The organism is Proteus cibi (assembly GCF_003144405.1).
In the GTDB taxonomy this organism is placed as follows: Bacteria; Pseudomonadota; Gammaproteobacteria; order Enterobacterales; family Enterobacteriaceae; genus Proteus; species Proteus cibi.
Genome location: NZ_PENW01000018.1, coordinates 24,039 through 40,438, shown reverse-complemented (window position 1 = coordinate 40,438; position 16,400 = coordinate 24,039). Strand labels below are relative to the sequence as shown.

The following is a 16,400-nucleotide window of genomic DNA, read 5'->3' as shown; positions in this document are numbered from 1 at the left end:
TTTTATCTAAATGTGCTGAATGTTTCAGTTTCATTTAACTTTATAAAGTTGGATGGAAAGTAATAAAAAATTAAAGATATTCTTTATTTTCCGTTAACAATTGTTTGTTCGATTTTAATATTTGTTAATTAACTTTGAAGCGTTTAGAAGATAGAATAAATGTCAATAGAGTATAAAAATGGCTAAATATGCGCTATCTAAAACTTGCTCATCTCTGAAATAGTTTTGTCTATGATAGACTGAGTGACGTAAAATAGGCGAGTTTATGGTTAATATTAGCGGTGCTTTAACTTCTCTTATTTCTTATACTTAATTGACTTAAAGGTAACGCTGTATGCGCAGTGTATTTATATTTTTGAGCCTATTTATTTTAGGATTTAGTCATATGGCGTATTCTGATCAAACACTGGTCTTTATAAGACATGGTGAAAAACCTGATAATGATAGTGGGCAACTGACCTGTAAAGGATTAAATAGAGCATTAGCTCTACCGGATGTGCTTATTAATCAATTTGGCAAACCCGATGCATTATTCGCAGCCGCACCAAAACAGAGTAAATTAGGTCATTCATTACGTTCACTCCAAACGATATCTCCTATCGCTATTAAAACCTCGTTGCCTATTCATCTTCAATATCATGCTAAAGAGATAAAAGAATTGCGTGAAGACTTGTTAAGCCTGCAATATAAAAATGCGGTCATTTTTATTGCATGGGAGCATGATAATTTAGTTAAAGTTGTACGAGATATTATGAAGCAAGAAGGGGGTGATCCCAAATTAATCCCTAAATGGAAAAGTAGTGATTTTGATAGTATTTATATCTTAAAAATTATCCGAGAGGGTGATAAAAAAAGCATCATATTTGAAAAAAGACAACAAGAGTTAGATGGCGTGTCAGAAGTTTGCCCTAATTAGTGATTATTTTATCTAACGCTTAAAAAATATTTAAAATAGAGCTATATAATAGAGATTGGGAACACCTTATTTTTACACACAAACTTAATGCGATTTGAAGCAATACAGGAAATATATGTCAAACGAAGCCATACGCTCAGCAGAACACGAGATCAAAGTACATCTTGTAAACTCATTTACCCGAAATAATAAAGGTGGCAATCCTGCTGGCGTGGTACTTAACCCTCCTCAATTAAGTGATGAACAGAAAATTGCTATCGCTAAAGAAGTTGGTTTTTCTGAAACGGCTTTTGTTTATCAAGGGGAAGAGACTGATTTTAAAGTTGATTTTTTCACCCCTGAGGGAAAAGTCGATTTTTGCGGTCATGCGACATTAGCGGTATTTTTCACTTTATCTTCACTCAACGTATTGGCTTCTGGTCATTATACGCAAAAAACGAAAGCGGGTATTTTAAGCGTCACAATTGATACTGAGAATGTTGTTATGGATCAAACACGACCGGTTTCACGACAAGCTCCAAATATTGATGATGTGGCAGCCGCACTGGGAATAAATAGCGAAATGATTTCTGAAACAGGCTTACCCATTGAGATATTTTCAACGGGATTACCTGATATTCTGATCCCTGTACAATTTGGGCAATTAGATACGCTAAAACCGAATTTTGATGCGATTGCAAATTTAAGTCGAGAGTTTAACACGATTGGTTTTCATGTTTTTGAGCTTAGCCAAGATAAAGATATTACTGCTCATTGCCGTAACTTTGCGCCTTTATATGGGATTAATGAAGAGTCTGCGACAGGGAGTTCTAGTGGCGCTTTAGGCTGCTATCTTGTTAAGCATGTTTTCCCTCATGAGACCCATTTTTTATTAGAGCAGGGACGTGCAATGCAATGCTCCTCGCTTATTCAGGTGATTATTGATTCTACTGAAAATACAATTAGCCGAGTGAGAGTAGGGGGAAAAGCGACAATGATGGGTATGAAGATTATTACTCTTTAAATCATTAGTGGTATTTTATATAAAGTTATTCTTAATAGGCTCTGATATGAAAGCTAGATTTTAAAGTGAAATGAATCTAATTTGATGCATAATATTTGCAGATAACGGGAAGCAAAATAAATAGTTGCTACTTATCATTAATCTATAATAAGCCAAATTTGTCATTGGGGAATATCAACATATTTTCTTGTTATGAGTGAGTCAGAAAAAAATAGGATGCAGACTTTTGTATATTGTTTTTAACCTTAACTATTTAATGTTTAACCCCTTTATTTTTACGCTTTAAAATACACAATAAAAAAGTAATGAATTAGAGTTAGGCGTTTTTAATAAGGTAAAAGTAGCTAAATCTTGCTAACACCTTACTGTAGCTTATTTTTTCGTGATAATGTTATGGTTCACCGCCGAATAAGCAGCTTAGAAATTTAGTTTAATACGACTAAATAATTGGATTTAATTAGGTGAAATTCGACTGCGCAGAACATAAAAAGCCCGCAACTCATTGAGTTAACGGGCTTTTTAGTCATCTATGGACGTCCTTAGAAGATAATTTGGGCTGGCTTGAAGCTCCTCCCCAATATAACTGTTTGATTCGTCTACTTATGTCGATGAAGTTAATGGCACAATAGTGTGACACAGTCGGTTTATGACTGCAAGAATGGTGTGCTGAGGTTTACTGTTAATTCAACTTCCTGTTGAGGAGCTGAATTTAAACTGGAAACATTAATTGTATTTTGCCAAAATAATTTAAGATGCCAGTGTGAGACTGCTACTTAAATTGAAGTTAGCTACATGTAATTAGAATTTATATGTCTCAAGAATTTCTTTATTACGCTTGGCTTCTTCTAAATACCATTTGAGGTCCCATGACCAGCTATACGGTCTGGGTTTACAGTCCGTACATTTATCACAATTTGATTGTTTGAAACTATTACCGAAATCATAGCCATTAGTGCTATCATATAATTGGCTTAATAAATTCCCAGTTCCTTGTGCATATTTATGTTTTAAGCAGATTAAAAGATGCATACCACCGAGAGAATGCATTCTCAATGATTGAGAAAATATTCCTCCTGGGCGATAGTGGACAAATAAATGTTCGCAATTTTTCATTATATTTGTGGGGTCATAATTGGCAAATCCAATTTTAAAGAATTCATGGTGTTCCCCTTGAGGGTCATCAGGATCCATCCCTAGATTTTTGGCCATACTTAAAAAGTATTCCTTTTGTTCTTCAACTGTAAGATCATAAAAGTCTTTTTTATTGTCAAGACTGATGACATGACATTCTATTTCAGTTAGCGCTTTATCAAAGTCAGGAAAAGTTGAAAGGATCATCTCTCTATGAGGTCGTGTCGCATTAGGATTTTGTTTAAGTAAGGTGGCAGTAAGAAAGTATATTTTTTCAATTTTATCTAAATTTTTTGATATTATACAGTACGCCATTACTAATAATGACATTTTTTCATACCAATCATCGAGAAATTCAATTGTTTCCTTAGAACCTCTTGCTTCATGAACTTGCTTGAATATTAAAATTGACGAATATATGTTAACAAAAAAATCTGAAAGTATGTGATATTGCTCATTTCTTATCATACGGTTACATAATTCAATGATCTTTTGTAGAGAAGTACAGCAGTCTCTATACATTATTTGAGTTTGGTTATTGAAAATATAATGTTCTAAAGATTTTTCTTCGAAGTGATTGACAGAATAATGAGTAGCATGTAACTGTTCTAACTGAGCCTTGAATTTTGCTCCTCGTGATTTACTCAGAGCAATTAGCCTGTGAACCCGACTTTTTTGTTCTCTAGCTAATAACATTAAATGTCGGCAGATATAATAATTTTCTCTGTAAACTTCCCTCTTAATATTAGTGTAAGGGGAAATTTGGAATGCTTGCCAGTAGTATAAGACAGCAACAAATCTATCTTTGGCCGGAACTATTGGTGAATGACTTATTTCGATAGAACGTTCAAAAACGGAGTCATATTTTCTTTCAGCTAAAAGATTGTCCAGTTGCTGATGATATGCCTTATATAATGTTTCCCCTATATCTTCAATTTTTTTGTCGAGAGATGACGGACTAATGATTGGATATCTAGCAACAGAGTCCTTAAGTCCTTTAATATTTAAATAATCCCAGCAATCTATGACTGCATCTAATATTTTACTTGCTGATGAAATATTTTTTCTGACCAATGTATTCTCAATTGGAATATGAACTTGAACTGTTTCAGTTTGATTAGATTTTGATGCCTTTTCTCTTAGTATTTCATTGTTTGTTATAGGTAACCAAAATATTTTCTCAGATGTTACTTCTACTACAACCAGAATAACAGGTACTTTAAATTCAAAGTAGTATCTCAACCGCTCGGTTTTTAGTGTAAATGAAAGGATGTTATTATCATGAATAAAATTTGAGTGCTCTTCACCTTTAATTTGAACTTTAAACACACTATCTTTTCCAAGAGCTTTGCCTCTATCATCTTTACTTTCAATTTCTCCATCAATCCCAAAATCATTTTGATCTTCTTGGCTTCGGAAAATCCAATTACTTGGTAAGTTATATTCAAAAATACGTCCAGCTTCTGTTCCAATCTCTCCAGCGTTCATCTGGTCCCTCAGTTTTGCAAATTATATAAGATTTTCTTATCATATAGTACCATACTCAAGTGATAGCACAGTAATTAACCTAAAGTCATGTTCTAAAATTGAATTATGATCATGTAGAGATGAAATTAAATTGAAAACACTATATAGTTATTTAGAAGGTGATTTCAATACAATATATTGAAGATATCTTGAACTTAAAGGAGTAAGAAATGACAGTCAATAAGAAGCAAAGTTCGAAGCAGTTAGCTTCTCAAGCTGCTAAAACTATTCAAAGCAAAAATGCATCCCAAATCCAAAAAACTTTAGCGGCTTCAGTTCTTTCGCAATCAAATAGCTCGAAGCAAACAGGGGCTGAGATGGAAACTATTGCATCTAATGTGTTAAAAAGCACAAAGTATAGTGATGAAACTAAAACTTTTGCTGCATCTGTGTTGTCACAGTCTAATAAAGAACGTACTAGTAAAAAATAAGCCACCTTGGTGTATGTAAGCCCATCAGATTTGGGTTTGCTATTATGTGTGGAGTTATTTGGAATCAGCTTTCTGTTTCCAGTAAAGTTGTCTACTATCGTCAATATCATATGAGCCATCAGTGTTTTCTTTTGTTATGACTAGTAGTCTTAATTCGCCAGGGTAGTGTTGAGATGGCTTATCCCTTAAGTTTGTGGTTTCTTCTAACAATTTGATATTTTTTTCAGTATTCTGTTTAACAAGGTATCCTCTCTCATGCATTATTCCTAATATTCTTAATGCATCTAATTGATTACGTTTAACATTTGACTGTGGTTAAATCTTTACAACTATAGATGCAGGGATCGAAATCAACTCCTTTATTCTCTAATTTTTGCTGTGACGGAAAGATAATGTTGCAGTTCTTTGTGTTAGAAGATTGATTTGAAGCAATGGAACTTTGACAACTGATAGTAATTGTTACAAACAATGACGTGGTCGATATTATGCTTTTAAAGCTCATAAATAATCTCAATAGTGTTTTTTTAGTTTATGTAGCCATAAGTAATTCTTAAGACTACATTTATTTATTTTTGAGTATTATCTTTCGGTTTTATAAACTCTTGACCTGCAAGATTACCAATTTGTTTACCGAATACTTTATCTGTGGTAGTTCTAATTCCACCCCCGACGATTGTGCCAACACTGGAGAGGAAGGATGAATCGATGATCGTACTTGTCTTGGCTCCTGCAACAAATTCACCTACGTTACCTGCCAATTCGCCATACTTCGCTTCCTTACTGCCAATTTGGCCAGAAACAACACCAATATCAACGTTAACTTGCAGGACTTCATCAAAGTTTTCACAGGGAACGTTTGCAAGTTGATAATCGGATAAATCGGCTAATAACTTGTTAGGTGGTACACTTTGGTTAATGAGTTTATCACAGATACCAAGTACTAAATCAAAACCAAACCCTCGGTATAAATGTGTTATTTTTCTAACTAGAGGATTCTCATCATTTGGGGTTTTTAACCGTTGATTATTAAATTTATCATCAATATGCTATTCAATAATGAGTTGTTTAAGCCTATCTTTTAGCTGTTGTTTTAGTGAATTGTCCATCTCATTTGCCTGACTGATTGTTCTCTCAAATTGTTTACAAAATAGGGAAAGCTTTATTGTTAAAACCCTAGCGAGTTTCACATTGCGAGTTTTTAAACTCAATCGGTTTTCTTGCTGTTGATTTTTGAAATGATAATGTTGTCGAAACCACCAAATATGACCATGGATAAGAATATAATGGGGAAGACATTTTGTGGTCATAAGTGCACACTCCTGTGTTACAGAATGCCTTATGCCATAAAGAAAAACGGACTGAAACTCTAAGAGAGTCAGTCCGTTAGAAGGTGGTGGAGCTGGCGGGAGTTGAACCCGCATCTGTAATTCTATAACTATATGTTTTATATATTTAATATTTTATTTTATTTTCTTGCGTGTCAAATACGGCTCTTTTGTAGTCATATTGCTGTCATTACGCTGTTCACTTATTACTTACTTTTGATTTTATATTTGTATTGCCGTCATACTCAGATAAGTATGATCCATAGTGTCTAAATAACATTTCAGGCCCTTTATGACCCATTTGATTTGCTAACCAAAATAGGTTTGCCCCTTGACTGATATGCATTGTCGCAAATGTATGTCGGGTTTGATAAGGGTTACGATATCTAACACCAGCCTTTCTTAATGTAGGTACCCACGCTTTTTTCCTAATTGCATCAGCACCAGCCCATGCTTTGTTGTTCTTAGGATCTTCAAAAATCACATCACCTTTCATAAAGGTCAGCGCTTTTTGCTCTTGCAGTGCAAACATAGCCTGGTCATTTAATTCAATTTTTCTATTCCCTGATTTTGTTTTTGTTCCTTTAATAACTCCAACAACACTTGCTGAATTTACATGAGCAATTTTATTTAGGAAATCTATATCACTCCATTTTATCGCACATAATTCAGAACTTCTCATTCCTGTATTAAATGCAAATCTAAATAAATTCTTCCACTGAGGCTCTTTTGATGATTCAAGTAGTGCATTAATCTCCTTAGGAGAAAAGGGATCTACAATATACTCATTATCGTTACTTTCATTTTTATCAGATTGGTATCTTGAAGCTGTAACTAAGTTAACTGGGTTCATTGTAATTAAACCATCAGTAACCGCTTCATCTATCGAACTTCTTAAAAAAGACAGTTGGTTTCTAATTGTTTTTAACGATGTAGATTGAGACTGTATCCAATTTTTAAGCATTGCTGGTGTTAATTCAGAGACGGAAACACTATGCAATTTATTTAAAGCTGTCTTGCATTTTTTGTAGCCATTAATTGTTGAAGGGGATAAACCTCTAGTTTCACATATTGATAAATATTCTGTGAGATAATCTTCTATATTACGCCCGGCTTTTCTATTACCAAATAATTTTATTTTTGATGAATTAGGGAAATATTCAACATAAGAAAATGTGCCTTTTTCTATTTTGTTATATATTTCACCTATTAGTCTTTCTGCGTATTTAATATTCTTCGCTGAAATTTCTAAGTTTGAAAGGGGTTCTCTGCATCTCACCCCTTTATATGTAAAAGCTATATTGATTGTTTCTCCTACACTATGTTTTCTAATTACAACTCCCCTAGGGAGGCATGTTGCATCTTGTTTTTTCGTGCCCATTTGTTCACCTCGGTTACATCAATCCAGCGCTCCTTGGAGCCTTCCACTTTTAAAACCTGAACTCCCTCATGCCAGAATTGTCTTTGTAACCGTTTATTTATTGCGTCAGGTGATTCACCAAATAGCTTGCAATACATAGAAATCGGTATGCATTCAAAGTACATATTTTCTCTCCACACTGTCCGTACACAGTTTAAACAGATATTAGTTAATGCTGGTGGTTATTGCTGATACAATTTTAATCCGTTTGTTATATTTCGTTGAAATGACATATTATTAAAATCTGGTTCCATTAACTCCTGCACAACCTCACCTGTATTTACATCATATAACTGGCTATCAGTTAGGTTATTTATAATAAAAGTTTCTCTTTCACTTTGAGACCAGGAGTTAAATGCTTTTAATATTTTTTTAGGTGTTCTGTATTGTGGTTTTATCCCTAACCTTTTTGCAGCTGCTAAATTATGATGCCCATTTACTAATAATGTATATTGCTTACCTCTTAAAGTTACATGCAATATATCGACAATAAACACTTTAAATCTTTTAACTTTATCTAAAACAACATATTCATTTAAATAACGCTGACTACTAATTAATTGACCTTTTATTTCCATTATTAAATCCTTTTAAACTCAATAACCCATACCCACGGATTATCCTGCCAATTTTTCTTTCCGTAGATATGCCACCATGTTTGCCCGAACCATGAACGGGGAAAATCAGGGAATCCACATTCACGCGATATAGCGTCAATAGTTGGATGGCTTGGTGGTGCACCTTCAGCGATAGCATCAGACCGACTGATATCATTCAATCTCTCAACACGAACATCGGTGATTTCTAACGTAATGCGTGAAGCCCAGCGAGGCATATGTATTGATGGTCGCCATGCTCCTTCGTATTTGCGGTTATCAGTATGAGGTTTCCAGTCAGCATCATCAGGGATTGACCATAGACCATAATCACCGTCTTTTTTCTCACAAGAGGCTTTATAAATTATTGCCGCTTGTTCTTCACCAGCTTTAAGAATATTGTCATTCCAATCGACACAAACCCCATCTTCGTTACCAAGTAATGCAAAAGTTTCACGAACCCAAATGCGATCACCAACATTGCCAAGAGGGCAAGGAAACCAACCGCTAGTATCGTTATGTAAATCGCCAGCCCATCTGAAATTAAAATCATCCTGTAGTACGGAAATAGTTTCTCCTGATAGTGTACAAGGCTGGTTATTCATTATTCTACGAGTTTGAGTTTTGCGCCCATCTAAAATGGCGCGCACCATTTCAGAATTAAAAATAATTCCACGCTCTTTCATATTCATTCCTCTTCATTCAATAGCGCCAAACCTTCATCAGTTAGCTTTATCATGTGAGTATCATCAGCAAAACCGCTAAATCCAGCATTAGACACTGACGGAATAAAAACAGATTCAGTACCAAACTCACCTTGTTCGATATCGGCTGGCGAGGTGATATCACTTACATAATTACCGTTAAGACCATGAATAGAATCTAAGACTGTATAAAACCGCCCACCAGCCTTTTTAAAGTCCTTAACTGCTTTTCTCATGCGATTAAATGCACGTTGTTGTTCTGGTGTCATTTCAATTAATTCTTGCGCTGTCATTATTCATTCCTCTTCATTGCATCCTTGCACTGAGTCCGTGATTAATCGTCGTTTGGGTTATCCCATTCGATATAAGCGCAATCTTCTGCTTCAACCGTTATCTGCCCTGTATTTGAACATCCACAGCAAGTAACACTATCGCCATTAAACACCTTCTTCTGTTGCGATGGTGCACATATCGTCTCCACATACATCACAGTTATTAAAATCTGTGGTATCAAATAATTTTTTCATGTTTATATCCTTTGGTTAAATCACATAAATAGCGTGGCGTGGGTAGGGGAGTCCGATAGGGGCGAATGGAATATCATCTTCAAAATCCATCGGTGGTTGATTGCTTTGGACCTGAGGTTGTGCTGGTGGCTGGTTTTGCTGTGCCAGTTGCGACCCCGCTGGTTTACTAGCACCACCTAGCATTTGCATTGAACCACCAACCTTTACAACAATTTCTGTTGTATAGCGTTTAACACCGTTATCATCCCATTCGCGCGTTTGTAGTTGACCCTCAATATAAATTTGAGAGCCTTTGCACAAATAGCCACTGGCGATATCTGCGAGTTTTCCAAACAAAACGACACGATGCCATTCTGTTTTTTCGCGGTTTTCACCCGTCTGTTTATCTCGCCACTTTTCTGATGTGGCCACAGCTAAATTGGCAACAGCACCACCAGAGGGAAGATAACGAATTTCAGGATCACGCCCTAAGTTGCCGATAAGAATTACTTTGTTTACTGATCCGTTAGCCATTTTCAGCCCCATTATAAAGTTCATTAAAACGACGGAGGAATAAGGCTTTTGCTTGCGGTGGAGTTAGTGGACTGACAACAAAATTACTAGTCGGAATACCTTCAAGCATTAACCAGTTACTACCTGTATCAATTTCTAAATCACGTTTTTCTGTGGCTAACATCATTAAGTCTGCAAAATGCACTGCATCAGACATTGTTTCAGGTAGCCCAAACTTTTTGCGGATGGCTAAATCAATATTGTGCTCAATCATTTGATATTCAGTTAAGATAGCTTTTAAAGGACGTGGTAAATCTTTGATATACGCTTCACTGGCATCATGAAGTAGGGCTTCTAAAGCATATTCAGGCGCAACTAAATAACTTGCATATACCGAGTGCTGAGCCACAGAATAGAAATTATCAATCTGTCCATTAAAACGACATTCATTAGCAAGGCCACTGGCAATATCTTGAATATCTATATCCTCGATCCGTACATCGAGATAATAGAAATGTTTATTTGTTGCTGTTGCAATATAAGACATATTCTCTCCACACAATTTTTAGGTAATAAGAATTCCTCTCGAATTAATCGAGATTAAATTTCCCTGGTGTTGGCTAAATAAATTAATGTGTTTTTTTAAATAAATCTGATAAATACTTAATTAAATTAGACAATTCTTCTGTAGCTAAATAAAAATCACTTTGAAATCTCAATGACACATCTTTTCTATCAATATCGTCATTAGTTTCAATTAGTTGCTCTGAGAATTTTATTTTTTTAAAAATAAAATCACCATTAATAGTAAAATCAATTCTATCTTTAAAATTTAAATATAAATTTGTAATTAATTTACCAGCCTCAATATGAGTCAGAATTTCATCTGAAATTAAATCTTGCTTTTTAAATTTGGCAATTCCACCTTCTTCTAAGATAGCAATTAATTCAGCTTCACCATTTAATTGTAATTGAACAGGAATGGAGTTATTTTTTACCCAACTAGTTAATAATATTTCGATTGAATCAAATTTCAATGGAGTTACCGGTAGCGAACCAATGGCTTTGCGTAATAAAGCAAGGCTACTCTCTGCGTTTTTACTCGTTCCTGTAAACACAACTATTTGATGATCGATTGTATTTATCCAAATATAAACAGTTGAGTATTTGCTAAATGCTCGTGGTAATAAAGAGTAAATGACTTCATCTTTAATTGTAGCTTTTTCCGTTTTCTTTAGCTTTCTTCCTTGCTCCCTTTCAAGTTTCTCTACTTTATGTTGAGTTTCTTTTTTGATGACATTAGAAGGTAGGATTTTTTCTTCTTTCTTGATTGCTAATAACAAATGTCCTTTACACTCAAAGATTAAATCATCATTGAATGCAGGTGAAACAAAACCAACAGTAGACATATCACTCGGCTTACATTCAACCCATTTGAAATTTTGGATGCAGCTATTTAACTCCTCTGCATCAACCGATTTGTTTAGGTTATAAACAATCATTGCTTTTTGATTAAAAAGAGACACGCTATTTCTCCTCACACGGTTTATTCACTTCACACAATAAGAAAGGGCACTAGCTACAGTAGATACCTGATATGGACTGTCATGGATGAATGCCAGTACCCTTGCTTATTGAGTTAGTTTTAGTGATTGGTGGTAGGTGCTGATTTCCTACTTTCGGTCTTGTTGTGCAAGTATCCGCGTGGGTTAAGTGTCCACTGCTAATCAGCCTTAGCATTCACCAATCCTAAAAATAACTTTATAAAAATGGCTGACTGAGCAGAACATTATCACCACACCCCGTTAATGGTTTAAGACTCAGCCAGCCATTGTTTCTCTTCACACGTTCTCTTCACACGTTCTCTTCACACATAAAAATCATTTTCTTTGTATACAAACTTGCTTCTGAGATAACAATAATGCAAATTTGCATATTGCGCAATATTAATTTGCGAAATTTACAATTTAACAAACAAAAAAAAGCCTGAAATATAATCAGGCTATTTATGCAAATGATAGTTTTGTTATGCGTGACGTCTATATTCGTGGCTTTGGCTGATTAAAACCTTCCCATGCACACAAAATCTATGCTCATTTGAACTATTTATTTTCCACTGTGTATATTTAGGGTTATCAGAGAGAACAATCACTTCATCGGGAACTATTTGAAGGCGTTTTACGTGTATATTTCCATCAAAAGAAAACACATAAATACCATCACCATCAATATAATCTATCGAAATATCAACAAAAATAAGATCGCCGGGTTCAATTGTACCCGACATGCTATCACCACGAACATTGATAACTTTTACTGAGTTCGCTGGGCGAGAACCGAATAGCAACCTAGCTTGTTCTGTATCATATTCAATGGAATGAATGACATCTATGACATCACTTGTTCTCACGCAACCTGGTCCTGCACTCGCGCTAATATCAAGTAGTTGCACTTTATAAAGATCCTCGTTTATTACGTCATGATTCAAATCACTGTGTTTATATACAGTATGATTATCACCATCTGAAAATAAATCAAGTAAAGATATTGATAGTGCGTTAGCAATTTTTCTTAATTGTTGTTCAGTAAACGATTTTTGTTTACCTGTTTCAAGACGAGATACATTACCCGGATCGCTATCAATAGCGTTAGCCAGCTCGGCAATTGTCATATTCCGCTCTAAGCGGATTGATCTGATTTTTTTTCCTATTTCCATGCCGTAATTACAAATCCTTTTTGCGTTATTTGCAAAGTAAATTGCGCAAATTGAATTGGTGTTATATTATGCTTAAAACGCAAAATTAGGAGGTATAATGCAAACACCATTAAGAGCTTTGCGAATAAAGCAAAATCTTACATTAAGTAAAGTAGCTGAAGCTGTTCAAATTGATGTAGGTAATCTTAGCCGCATTGAAAGAGGAGCCCAAAAAACCTCATTAGAGGTCGCTGAGCGACTGGTTGCTTTTTTCAACGGTGAATTAACAGAAATGCAAATTTTATATCCGAAGAAGTTCAGCAATTACAAATAAGTTACTTCTTATTCTCTGAAATTGTAACTACAAGAATTTATCAATGGTGGTAGGAAATGAGTAACCAATCAATAAAACAGGTAGTGAAAGAAATGTGTGAGGCGACAGCTGGTGGGCGTGAGGCAATGGCTGGAGCACTTGGTCTGTCTTTAACATCATTCAACAACAAGCTTTATGAGAAAAACGGCTGTCGTTCGTTTGATTTAAACGAACTATTAGCGATGCAAGATATTTCTAAGACCGTTTTATTTGCTGAATTTGTCGCTCGTGAATCAAATCGTTTACTCGTTGACAGAATTAGTCCTGCGGAACTGGATGAAACGGAATTGTTTGTACTGCGTAGTGGTGTTGACGAAATGCAGGGGCGTTTAGCTTTATTCATGAAAGATAGCTTGGCTGATGGCGTTATTGATAACGAAGAAGAGCAAAAGATAAAAATGATGTTGGATGGTTTAATTTCGCAGATCCGCACATTTATGAATGCGTTTGTTTCGTTACATCAAAAGAGAAATTAAAGATGGCTATATCCAGAAAGGGTGAAGCCAAAGGTGTACGGCCTCTGGCTTCGGTTTGCAAATTTCAATTGTGTGAAGAGAAATTAGCATGAGTAGATTATCAAACTTAGCATGCCGTACGCAAGTACGGGCTTCAATGCGTGATGGTCGTTTTGTCTATGAAATTAAAGTACCAGAAGGCTATGAAGAAACAAACTACCAATTTATGCGTTGGCTGGTAGATGATTTCAATTTGAATCGTGGATTAAAGGTGGGCAATGAACAATGAGAACCCAAAACAACTTGATCGCTACTACAAAAATCACAGGGGTATCGTTGTTCATGTTGTTCGTTATGACAGAGAAAAACAGCGCGTTATTTTTATGCTTGATGGTTGTGACGATCCGCAATGTGAACCCTTGCAACGATTTAAAGAGAAATACACCAGAGTTAAGTGAGGCGTTGCTATGACGACTATTTTTGATGTTGTACAAGCTATGTCAGGGCAGAAAAACGTCATTGTTATTCCTGTTCCCTATTTAGATTTTTTCAAAGGTGATCAACAAGCTCACGCCTTGTCTGCAATTTTAAATCAGCTTGTCTTCTGGTCTGGCGTTTCATCAAGTGCTGATGATGGTTGGTTCTATAAAAGCCATGAAGAGCTGGCAGAAGAAATTCACGGGCTTTCTGGTGAAGAGCAAGCTCGACGCCTCGTTGATAAATTACGTAAGAAGTATTTCCCTGGTGTGATTGAAACCAAGACAAAAAAGGTTAACGGTACCCCTGTTACTCACTACAAGATAGATGGTAATAAACTTATCTCTATGATTTTCCCGTCTATTTCTGAAACGTCGAAAATGAGGAATGGAAACGTCGAAAGTGAGGAATCGGAACGTCGAAACTGCGGAATGGAAACCGCAGAAATGCAGAATCATGGAAACGTCGAAAGTGAGGAATCCTATCTTTATACAGATCTTAACTCAGATAAAAACTTACAGATCACTAAAGACCTTTCGTCGCAGAATTCTAACGAATCCAGCGACCAGCCGAAAAATGATTTTTTAACTCGTTATCCAGAAGCAGTGATTTACAGCCCTAACTTCCAAAAATGGGGTTCAGCTGACGATTTAAAATGTGCTCAGTGGTTATTCGCTCGCAAATGTGAAGTGTTCGAAGATATGGGGCTTCAAGCACCTAAAGAGCCTAATTTCACGGAATGGGCTAATGATATTCGCTTAATGAGCACGATTGACGGGCGCTCACACAAAGAAATTTGTCAGCTCTATAAGCGTATTACTCAAGATGATTTCTGGAAAAAGAATATTCAATGCCCTCAAAAACTAAGAGAGCAGTGGGATAACGTCACATTGCGTTTAGCGGGCGAAGAAAAAATCACTATTGATGCTGTTGAGCGTGATGAGACATTCCGTTTAATTTTCAGTACGGGCTGGAAACCTAAAAATAAAATTCAGGAGTTGTCAGCAATTCAAGCTCGAAAAAATGGACTAGGGCGAATGAGTGATGTTGCTGGATTATCTGCATGGCGTGGCATTTGGAAACAGGTAGCAGAGCAAGTTGCGCAGGAGGCTCAGCAATGATTGATTACGCACTGAAATTACAAGAATTAAAAAGCCAATCTGCTCATAAATTAAAAGAAATTGGTGACCAATGGCGATCACCAGATAACCTTTACTATGGCATCAATTCTAAATATGGACCGTTTACTTTAGATTTATTCACTGATGGTCAAAACAGTAAATGCCCACACTTCTACACAGCGGAAGATAATGCGCTCACTCAAGACTGGTCAGAAAAGCTGAAAGAAATCGGTGGTTCAGCATTTGGCAACCCTCCTTACTCACGTAGTTCATATCACGAAGGTCAACCTTTAACAGGTGTTGGTCACATCATTAGTCATGCATTAGCTATGCGTGAAAAACACGGTCGATATGTTTTTTTATTAAAAGCAGCTACATCAGAAACATGGTGGCCAGAAGAAGCGGATCACGTTTGTTTTATTCGTGGACGTATTGGTTTTGATGTTCCTGAGTGGTTTGTTCCCGAAGATGAAAAACAGAAACCAACCGGTGCATTCTTTGCTGGGGCAATAGTTGTTTTCGAGAAAACATGGACGGGTAAAAAATTCGATTACATTCAACGTAGTGAGCTAGAGCAGATCGGCAAAACATTTATTGAGCAAGCGAAATGGCTTGTATCGAGAGGTGTTGCATGAAAATCACAGAGCAAATCTTAGCATTGTACAAAGTGGGTGAAGAAGTTAATCGCGACATTGTTATTCGTGATTTAGACACTAATTTAGCTGGCGCATCAAGAGCATTGGCGCATCTTTGGACTTTAGGTGCATTAGTCAGAATTAGTGAAGAACGTCCATTACGTTACAGAGTAACCAAAGAGGCAGAAAGAGTTCATTCAGCAATAATAGAATCACGTAAATCAGGTGAGTCAGTCTACATTGAAAAGTTGAATACTCAGAAAGCTAAAAAATGTGCTTTGCCAACTATCAAATGGGTAAAACACGCCACTTCTAATTTTGCACTCATGGGGAAATTACCAACTGAGCCCTACGATTCGTTAGTCAGAGCAGTAAGGAGTAATCACTAATGAACAATAAAAGCTGTCCATTCTGTAATTCTAAAAAACTGGAAGTCATGCAGGTGATGATCAATACATTCACTCGCTGTCAGAAATGTGGAGCAAGAGGTCCTATTGCTAATAACGCGGACGAAGCCCTGAAAGCTTGGGATAAAAGGAGTGTAAACGATGCTAACTAAATACGCGCTGTTT

23 protein-coding genes are annotated in these 16,400 nt (G+C 36.0%); 12 read left to right on the top strand and 11 right to left on the bottom strand.

All coding sequences use genetic code 11. The annotated features are described in order from the left end of the window. The first annotated feature begins 334 nt into the window (after positions 1-334). Both DK865_RS10280 and DK865_RS10275 read left to right on the top strand, forming a co-directional pair. Entirely contained in the window at positions 335-916 is a 582-nt protein-coding gene (locus DK865_RS10280; RefSeq protein ID WP_109391865.1) for a histidine phosphatase family protein, read from the top strand. Between the two features lie 115 nt (positions 917-1,031). Further along, the gene (locus DK865_RS10275; RefSeq protein ID WP_109391864.1) at positions 1,032-1,919 is read left to right on the top strand and encodes a PhzF family phenazine biosynthesis protein; all 888 of its coding nucleotides are present in this window, start codon (positions 1,032-1,034) and stop codon (positions 1,917-1,919) included. Positions 1,920-2,717: 798 nt separating this feature from the next. Here the strand turns inward: DK865_RS10275 and DK865_RS10270 are convergent. Next, positions 2,718-4,538 carry a DUF4365 domain-containing protein gene (locus DK865_RS10270; RefSeq protein WP_109391863.1) on the bottom strand — a complete coding sequence of 607 codons (1,821 nt, stop codon included), beginning with the start codon at positions 4,536-4,538 and terminating at the stop codon, positions 2,718-2,720. 209 nt (positions 4,539-4,747) lie between these two features. On the opposite strand from DK865_RS10270, the gene DK865_RS10265 reads away from it, so the two are divergent. Beyond that, positions 4,748-5,008 (top strand): hypothetical protein, encoded by a 261-nt coding sequence (locus DK865_RS10265; RefSeq protein ID WP_109391862.1) that lies wholly within the window; start codon positions 4,748-4,750, stop codon positions 5,006-5,008. A 705-nt stretch (positions 5,009-5,713) separates the two neighbouring features. Next, on the top strand, positions 5,714-5,875 hold the full coding sequence (locus DK865_RS18650; RefSeq protein ID WP_162556624.1) for a hypothetical protein: 162 nt from the start codon (positions 5,714-5,716) through the stop codon (positions 5,873-5,875). A gap of 179 nt (positions 5,876-6,054) precedes the next feature. On the opposite strand, the gene DK865_RS10250 is transcribed toward DK865_RS18650, so the two are convergent. From DK865_RS10250 to DK865_RS10205, 10 genes are all read right to left on the bottom strand, one after another. Then, on the bottom strand, positions 6,055-6,315 hold the full coding sequence (locus tag DK865_RS10250; protein ID WP_162556623.1) for a hypothetical protein: 261 nt from the start codon (positions 6,313-6,315) through the stop codon (positions 6,055-6,057). 217 nt (positions 6,316-6,532) lie between these two features. After that, entirely contained in the window at positions 6,533-7,714 is a 1,182-nt protein-coding gene (locus DK865_RS10245) for a site-specific integrase (RefSeq protein ID WP_109391858.1), read from the bottom strand. Between the two features lie 221 nt (positions 7,715-7,935). Beyond that, positions 7,936-8,331, bottom strand: coding sequence for a chromosome partitioning protein ParB (locus DK865_RS10235; RefSeq protein ID WP_109391856.1), 396 nt, complete (start codon positions 8,329-8,331; stop codon positions 7,936-7,938). A gap of 2 nt (positions 8,332-8,333) precedes the next feature. Next, on the bottom strand, positions 8,334-9,035 hold the full coding sequence (locus DK865_RS10230; protein ID WP_109391855.1) for an ASCH domain-containing protein: 702 nt from the start codon (positions 9,033-9,035) through the stop codon (positions 8,334-8,336). 2 nt (positions 9,036-9,037) lie between these two features. After that, entirely contained in the window at positions 9,038-9,346 is a 309-nt protein-coding gene (locus DK865_RS10225; protein ID WP_109391854.1) for a hypothetical protein, read from the bottom strand. Between the two features lie 41 nt (positions 9,347-9,387). Beyond that, positions 9,388-9,534, bottom strand: coding sequence for a hypothetical protein (locus DK865_RS18645; protein ID WP_162556622.1), 147 nt, complete (start codon positions 9,532-9,534; stop codon positions 9,388-9,390). A 61-nt stretch (positions 9,535-9,595) separates the two neighbouring features. Continuing rightward, a complete protein-coding gene (gene ssb, locus DK865_RS10220; protein WP_109391853.1) occupies positions 9,596-10,093 on the bottom strand; it encodes a single-stranded DNA-binding protein in 498 nt (165 codons plus the stop codon). After that, positions 10,086-10,619, bottom strand: a complete 534-nt coding sequence (locus DK865_RS10215; protein ID WP_109391852.1) for a hypothetical protein — start codon at positions 10,617-10,619, stop codon at positions 10,086-10,088. The genes ssb and DK865_RS10215 overlap by 8 nt, the downstream gene beginning before the upstream one ends. A gap of 82 nt (positions 10,620-10,701) precedes the next feature. Continuing rightward, entirely contained in the window at positions 10,702-11,598 is an 897-nt protein-coding gene (locus DK865_RS10210; protein WP_228407764.1) for a recombination-associated protein RdgC, read from the bottom strand. Positions 11,599-12,098: 500 nt separating this feature from the next. Then, entirely contained in the window at positions 12,099-12,788 is a 690-nt protein-coding gene (locus DK865_RS10205; protein ID WP_109391851.1) for an XRE family transcriptional regulator, read from the bottom strand. A gap of 97 nt (positions 12,789-12,885) precedes the next feature. Here DK865_RS10205 and DK865_RS10200 point away from each other — a divergent pair, with 97 nt between their 5' ends. The 8 genes from DK865_RS10200 (at position 12,886) to DK865_RS10165 (ending at position 16,387) form a co-directional block, all read left to right on the top strand. Then, complete coding sequence (locus DK865_RS10200) at positions 12,886-13,101, top strand: helix-turn-helix domain-containing protein (protein WP_069368310.1); 216 nt, start codon at positions 12,886-12,888, stop codon at positions 13,099-13,101. A gap of 56 nt (positions 13,102-13,157) precedes the next feature. After that, entirely contained in the window at positions 13,158-13,616 is a 459-nt protein-coding gene (locus DK865_RS10195) for a YmfL family putative regulatory protein (protein ID WP_099659595.1), read from the top strand. Positions 13,617-13,704: 88 nt separating this feature from the next. Continuing rightward, positions 13,705-13,884 carry a hypothetical protein gene (locus DK865_RS10190; protein WP_100160160.1) on the top strand — a complete coding sequence of 60 codons (180 nt, stop codon included), beginning with the start codon at positions 13,705-13,707 and terminating at the stop codon, positions 13,882-13,884. Then, a complete protein-coding gene (locus DK865_RS10185) occupies positions 13,874-14,053 on the top strand; it encodes a DUF4222 domain-containing protein (RefSeq protein WP_109391850.1) in 180 nt (59 codons plus the stop codon). Before DK865_RS10190 ends, DK865_RS10185 begins: the two co-directional genes overlap by 11 nt. A 9-nt stretch (positions 14,054-14,062) precedes the next feature. Next, entirely contained in the window at positions 14,063-15,193 is a 1,131-nt protein-coding gene (locus DK865_RS18865; RefSeq protein WP_228407763.1) for a replication protein 15, read from the top strand. Then, positions 15,136-15,828 (top strand): phage N-6-adenine-methyltransferase, encoded by a 693-nt coding sequence (locus DK865_RS10175; protein ID WP_228407762.1) that lies wholly within the window; start codon positions 15,136-15,138, stop codon positions 15,826-15,828. Before DK865_RS18865 ends, DK865_RS10175 begins: the two co-directional genes overlap by 58 nt. Next, entirely contained in the window at positions 15,825-16,217 is a 393-nt protein-coding gene (locus DK865_RS10170; protein WP_109391848.1) for a hypothetical protein, read from the top strand. Before DK865_RS10175 ends, DK865_RS10170 begins: the two co-directional genes overlap by 4 nt. Then, positions 16,217-16,387 carry a Lar family restriction alleviation protein gene (locus DK865_RS10165; RefSeq protein WP_023582529.1) on the top strand — a complete coding sequence of 57 codons (171 nt, stop codon included), beginning with the start codon at positions 16,217-16,219 and terminating at the stop codon, positions 16,385-16,387. The genes DK865_RS10170 and DK865_RS10165 overlap by 1 nt, the downstream gene beginning before the upstream one ends. Positions 16,388-16,400: the final 13 nt, after the last annotated feature.

Bases quoted from the DNA above. Each gene is read 5' to 3' on its own strand.
- DK865_RS10280 (WP_109391865.1), top strand. From the start codon at position 335: ATGCGCAGTGTATTTATATTTTTGAGCCTATTTATTTTAGGATTTAGT.
- DK865_RS10275 (WP_109391864.1), top strand. From the start codon at position 1,032: ATGTCAAACGAAGCCATACGCTCAGCAGAACACGAGATCAAAGTACAT.
- DK865_RS10270 (WP_109391863.1), bottom strand. From the start codon at position 4,538: ATGAACGCTGGAGAGATTGGAACAGAAGCTGGACGTATTTTTGAATAT.
- DK865_RS10265 (WP_109391862.1), top strand. From the start codon at position 4,748: ATGACAGTCAATAAGAAGCAAAGTTCGAAGCAGTTAGCTTCTCAAGCT.
- DK865_RS18650 (WP_162556624.1), top strand. From the start codon at position 5,714: ATGATCGTACTTGTCTTGGCTCCTGCAACAAATTCACCTACGTTACCT.
- DK865_RS10250 (WP_162556623.1), bottom strand. From the start codon at position 6,315: ATGACCACAAAATGTCTTCCCCATTATATTCTTATCCATGGTCATATT.
- DK865_RS10245 (WP_109391858.1), bottom strand. From the start codon at position 7,714: ATGGGCACGAAAAAACAAGATGCAACATGCCTCCCTAGGGGAGTTGTA.
- DK865_RS10235 (WP_109391856.1), bottom strand. From the start codon at position 8,331: ATGGAAATAAAAGGTCAATTAATTAGTAGTCAGCGTTATTTAAATGAA.
- DK865_RS10230 (WP_109391855.1), bottom strand. From the start codon at position 9,035: ATGAAAGAGCGTGGAATTATTTTTAATTCTGAAATGGTGCGCGCCATT.
- DK865_RS10225 (WP_109391854.1), bottom strand. From the start codon at position 9,346: ATGACAGCGCAAGAATTAATTGAAATGACACCAGAACAACAACGTGCA.
- ssb (WP_109391853.1), bottom strand. From the start codon at position 10,093: ATGGCTAACGGATCAGTAAACAAAGTAATTCTTATCGGCAACTTAGGG.
- DK865_RS10215 (WP_109391852.1), bottom strand. From the start codon at position 10,619: ATGTCTTATATTGCAACAGCAACAAATAAACATTTCTATTATCTCGAT.
- DK865_RS10205 (WP_109391851.1), bottom strand. From the start codon at position 12,788: ATGGAAATAGGAAAAAAAATCAGATCAATCCGCTTAGAGCGGAATATG.
- DK865_RS10200 (WP_069368310.1), top strand. From the start codon at position 12,886: ATGCAAACACCATTAAGAGCTTTGCGAATAAAGCAAAATCTTACATTA.
- DK865_RS10195 (WP_099659595.1), top strand. From the start codon at position 13,158: ATGAGTAACCAATCAATAAAACAGGTAGTGAAAGAAATGTGTGAGGCG.
- DK865_RS10190 (WP_100160160.1), top strand. From the start codon at position 13,705: ATGAGTAGATTATCAAACTTAGCATGCCGTACGCAAGTACGGGCTTCA.
- DK865_RS10185 (WP_109391850.1), top strand. From the start codon at position 13,874: ATGAACAATGAGAACCCAAAACAACTTGATCGCTACTACAAAAATCAC.
- DK865_RS18865 (WP_228407763.1), top strand. From the start codon at position 14,063: ATGACGACTATTTTTGATGTTGTACAAGCTATGTCAGGGCAGAAAAAC.
- DK865_RS10175 (WP_228407762.1), top strand. From the start codon at position 15,136: ATGGCGTGGCATTTGGAAACAGGTAGCAGAGCAAGTTGCGCAGGAGGC.
- DK865_RS10170 (WP_109391848.1), top strand. From the start codon at position 15,825: ATGAAAATCACAGAGCAAATCTTAGCATTGTACAAAGTGGGTGAAGAA.
- DK865_RS10165 (WP_023582529.1), top strand. From the start codon at position 16,217: ATGAACAATAAAAGCTGTCCATTCTGTAATTCTAAAAAACTGGAAGTC.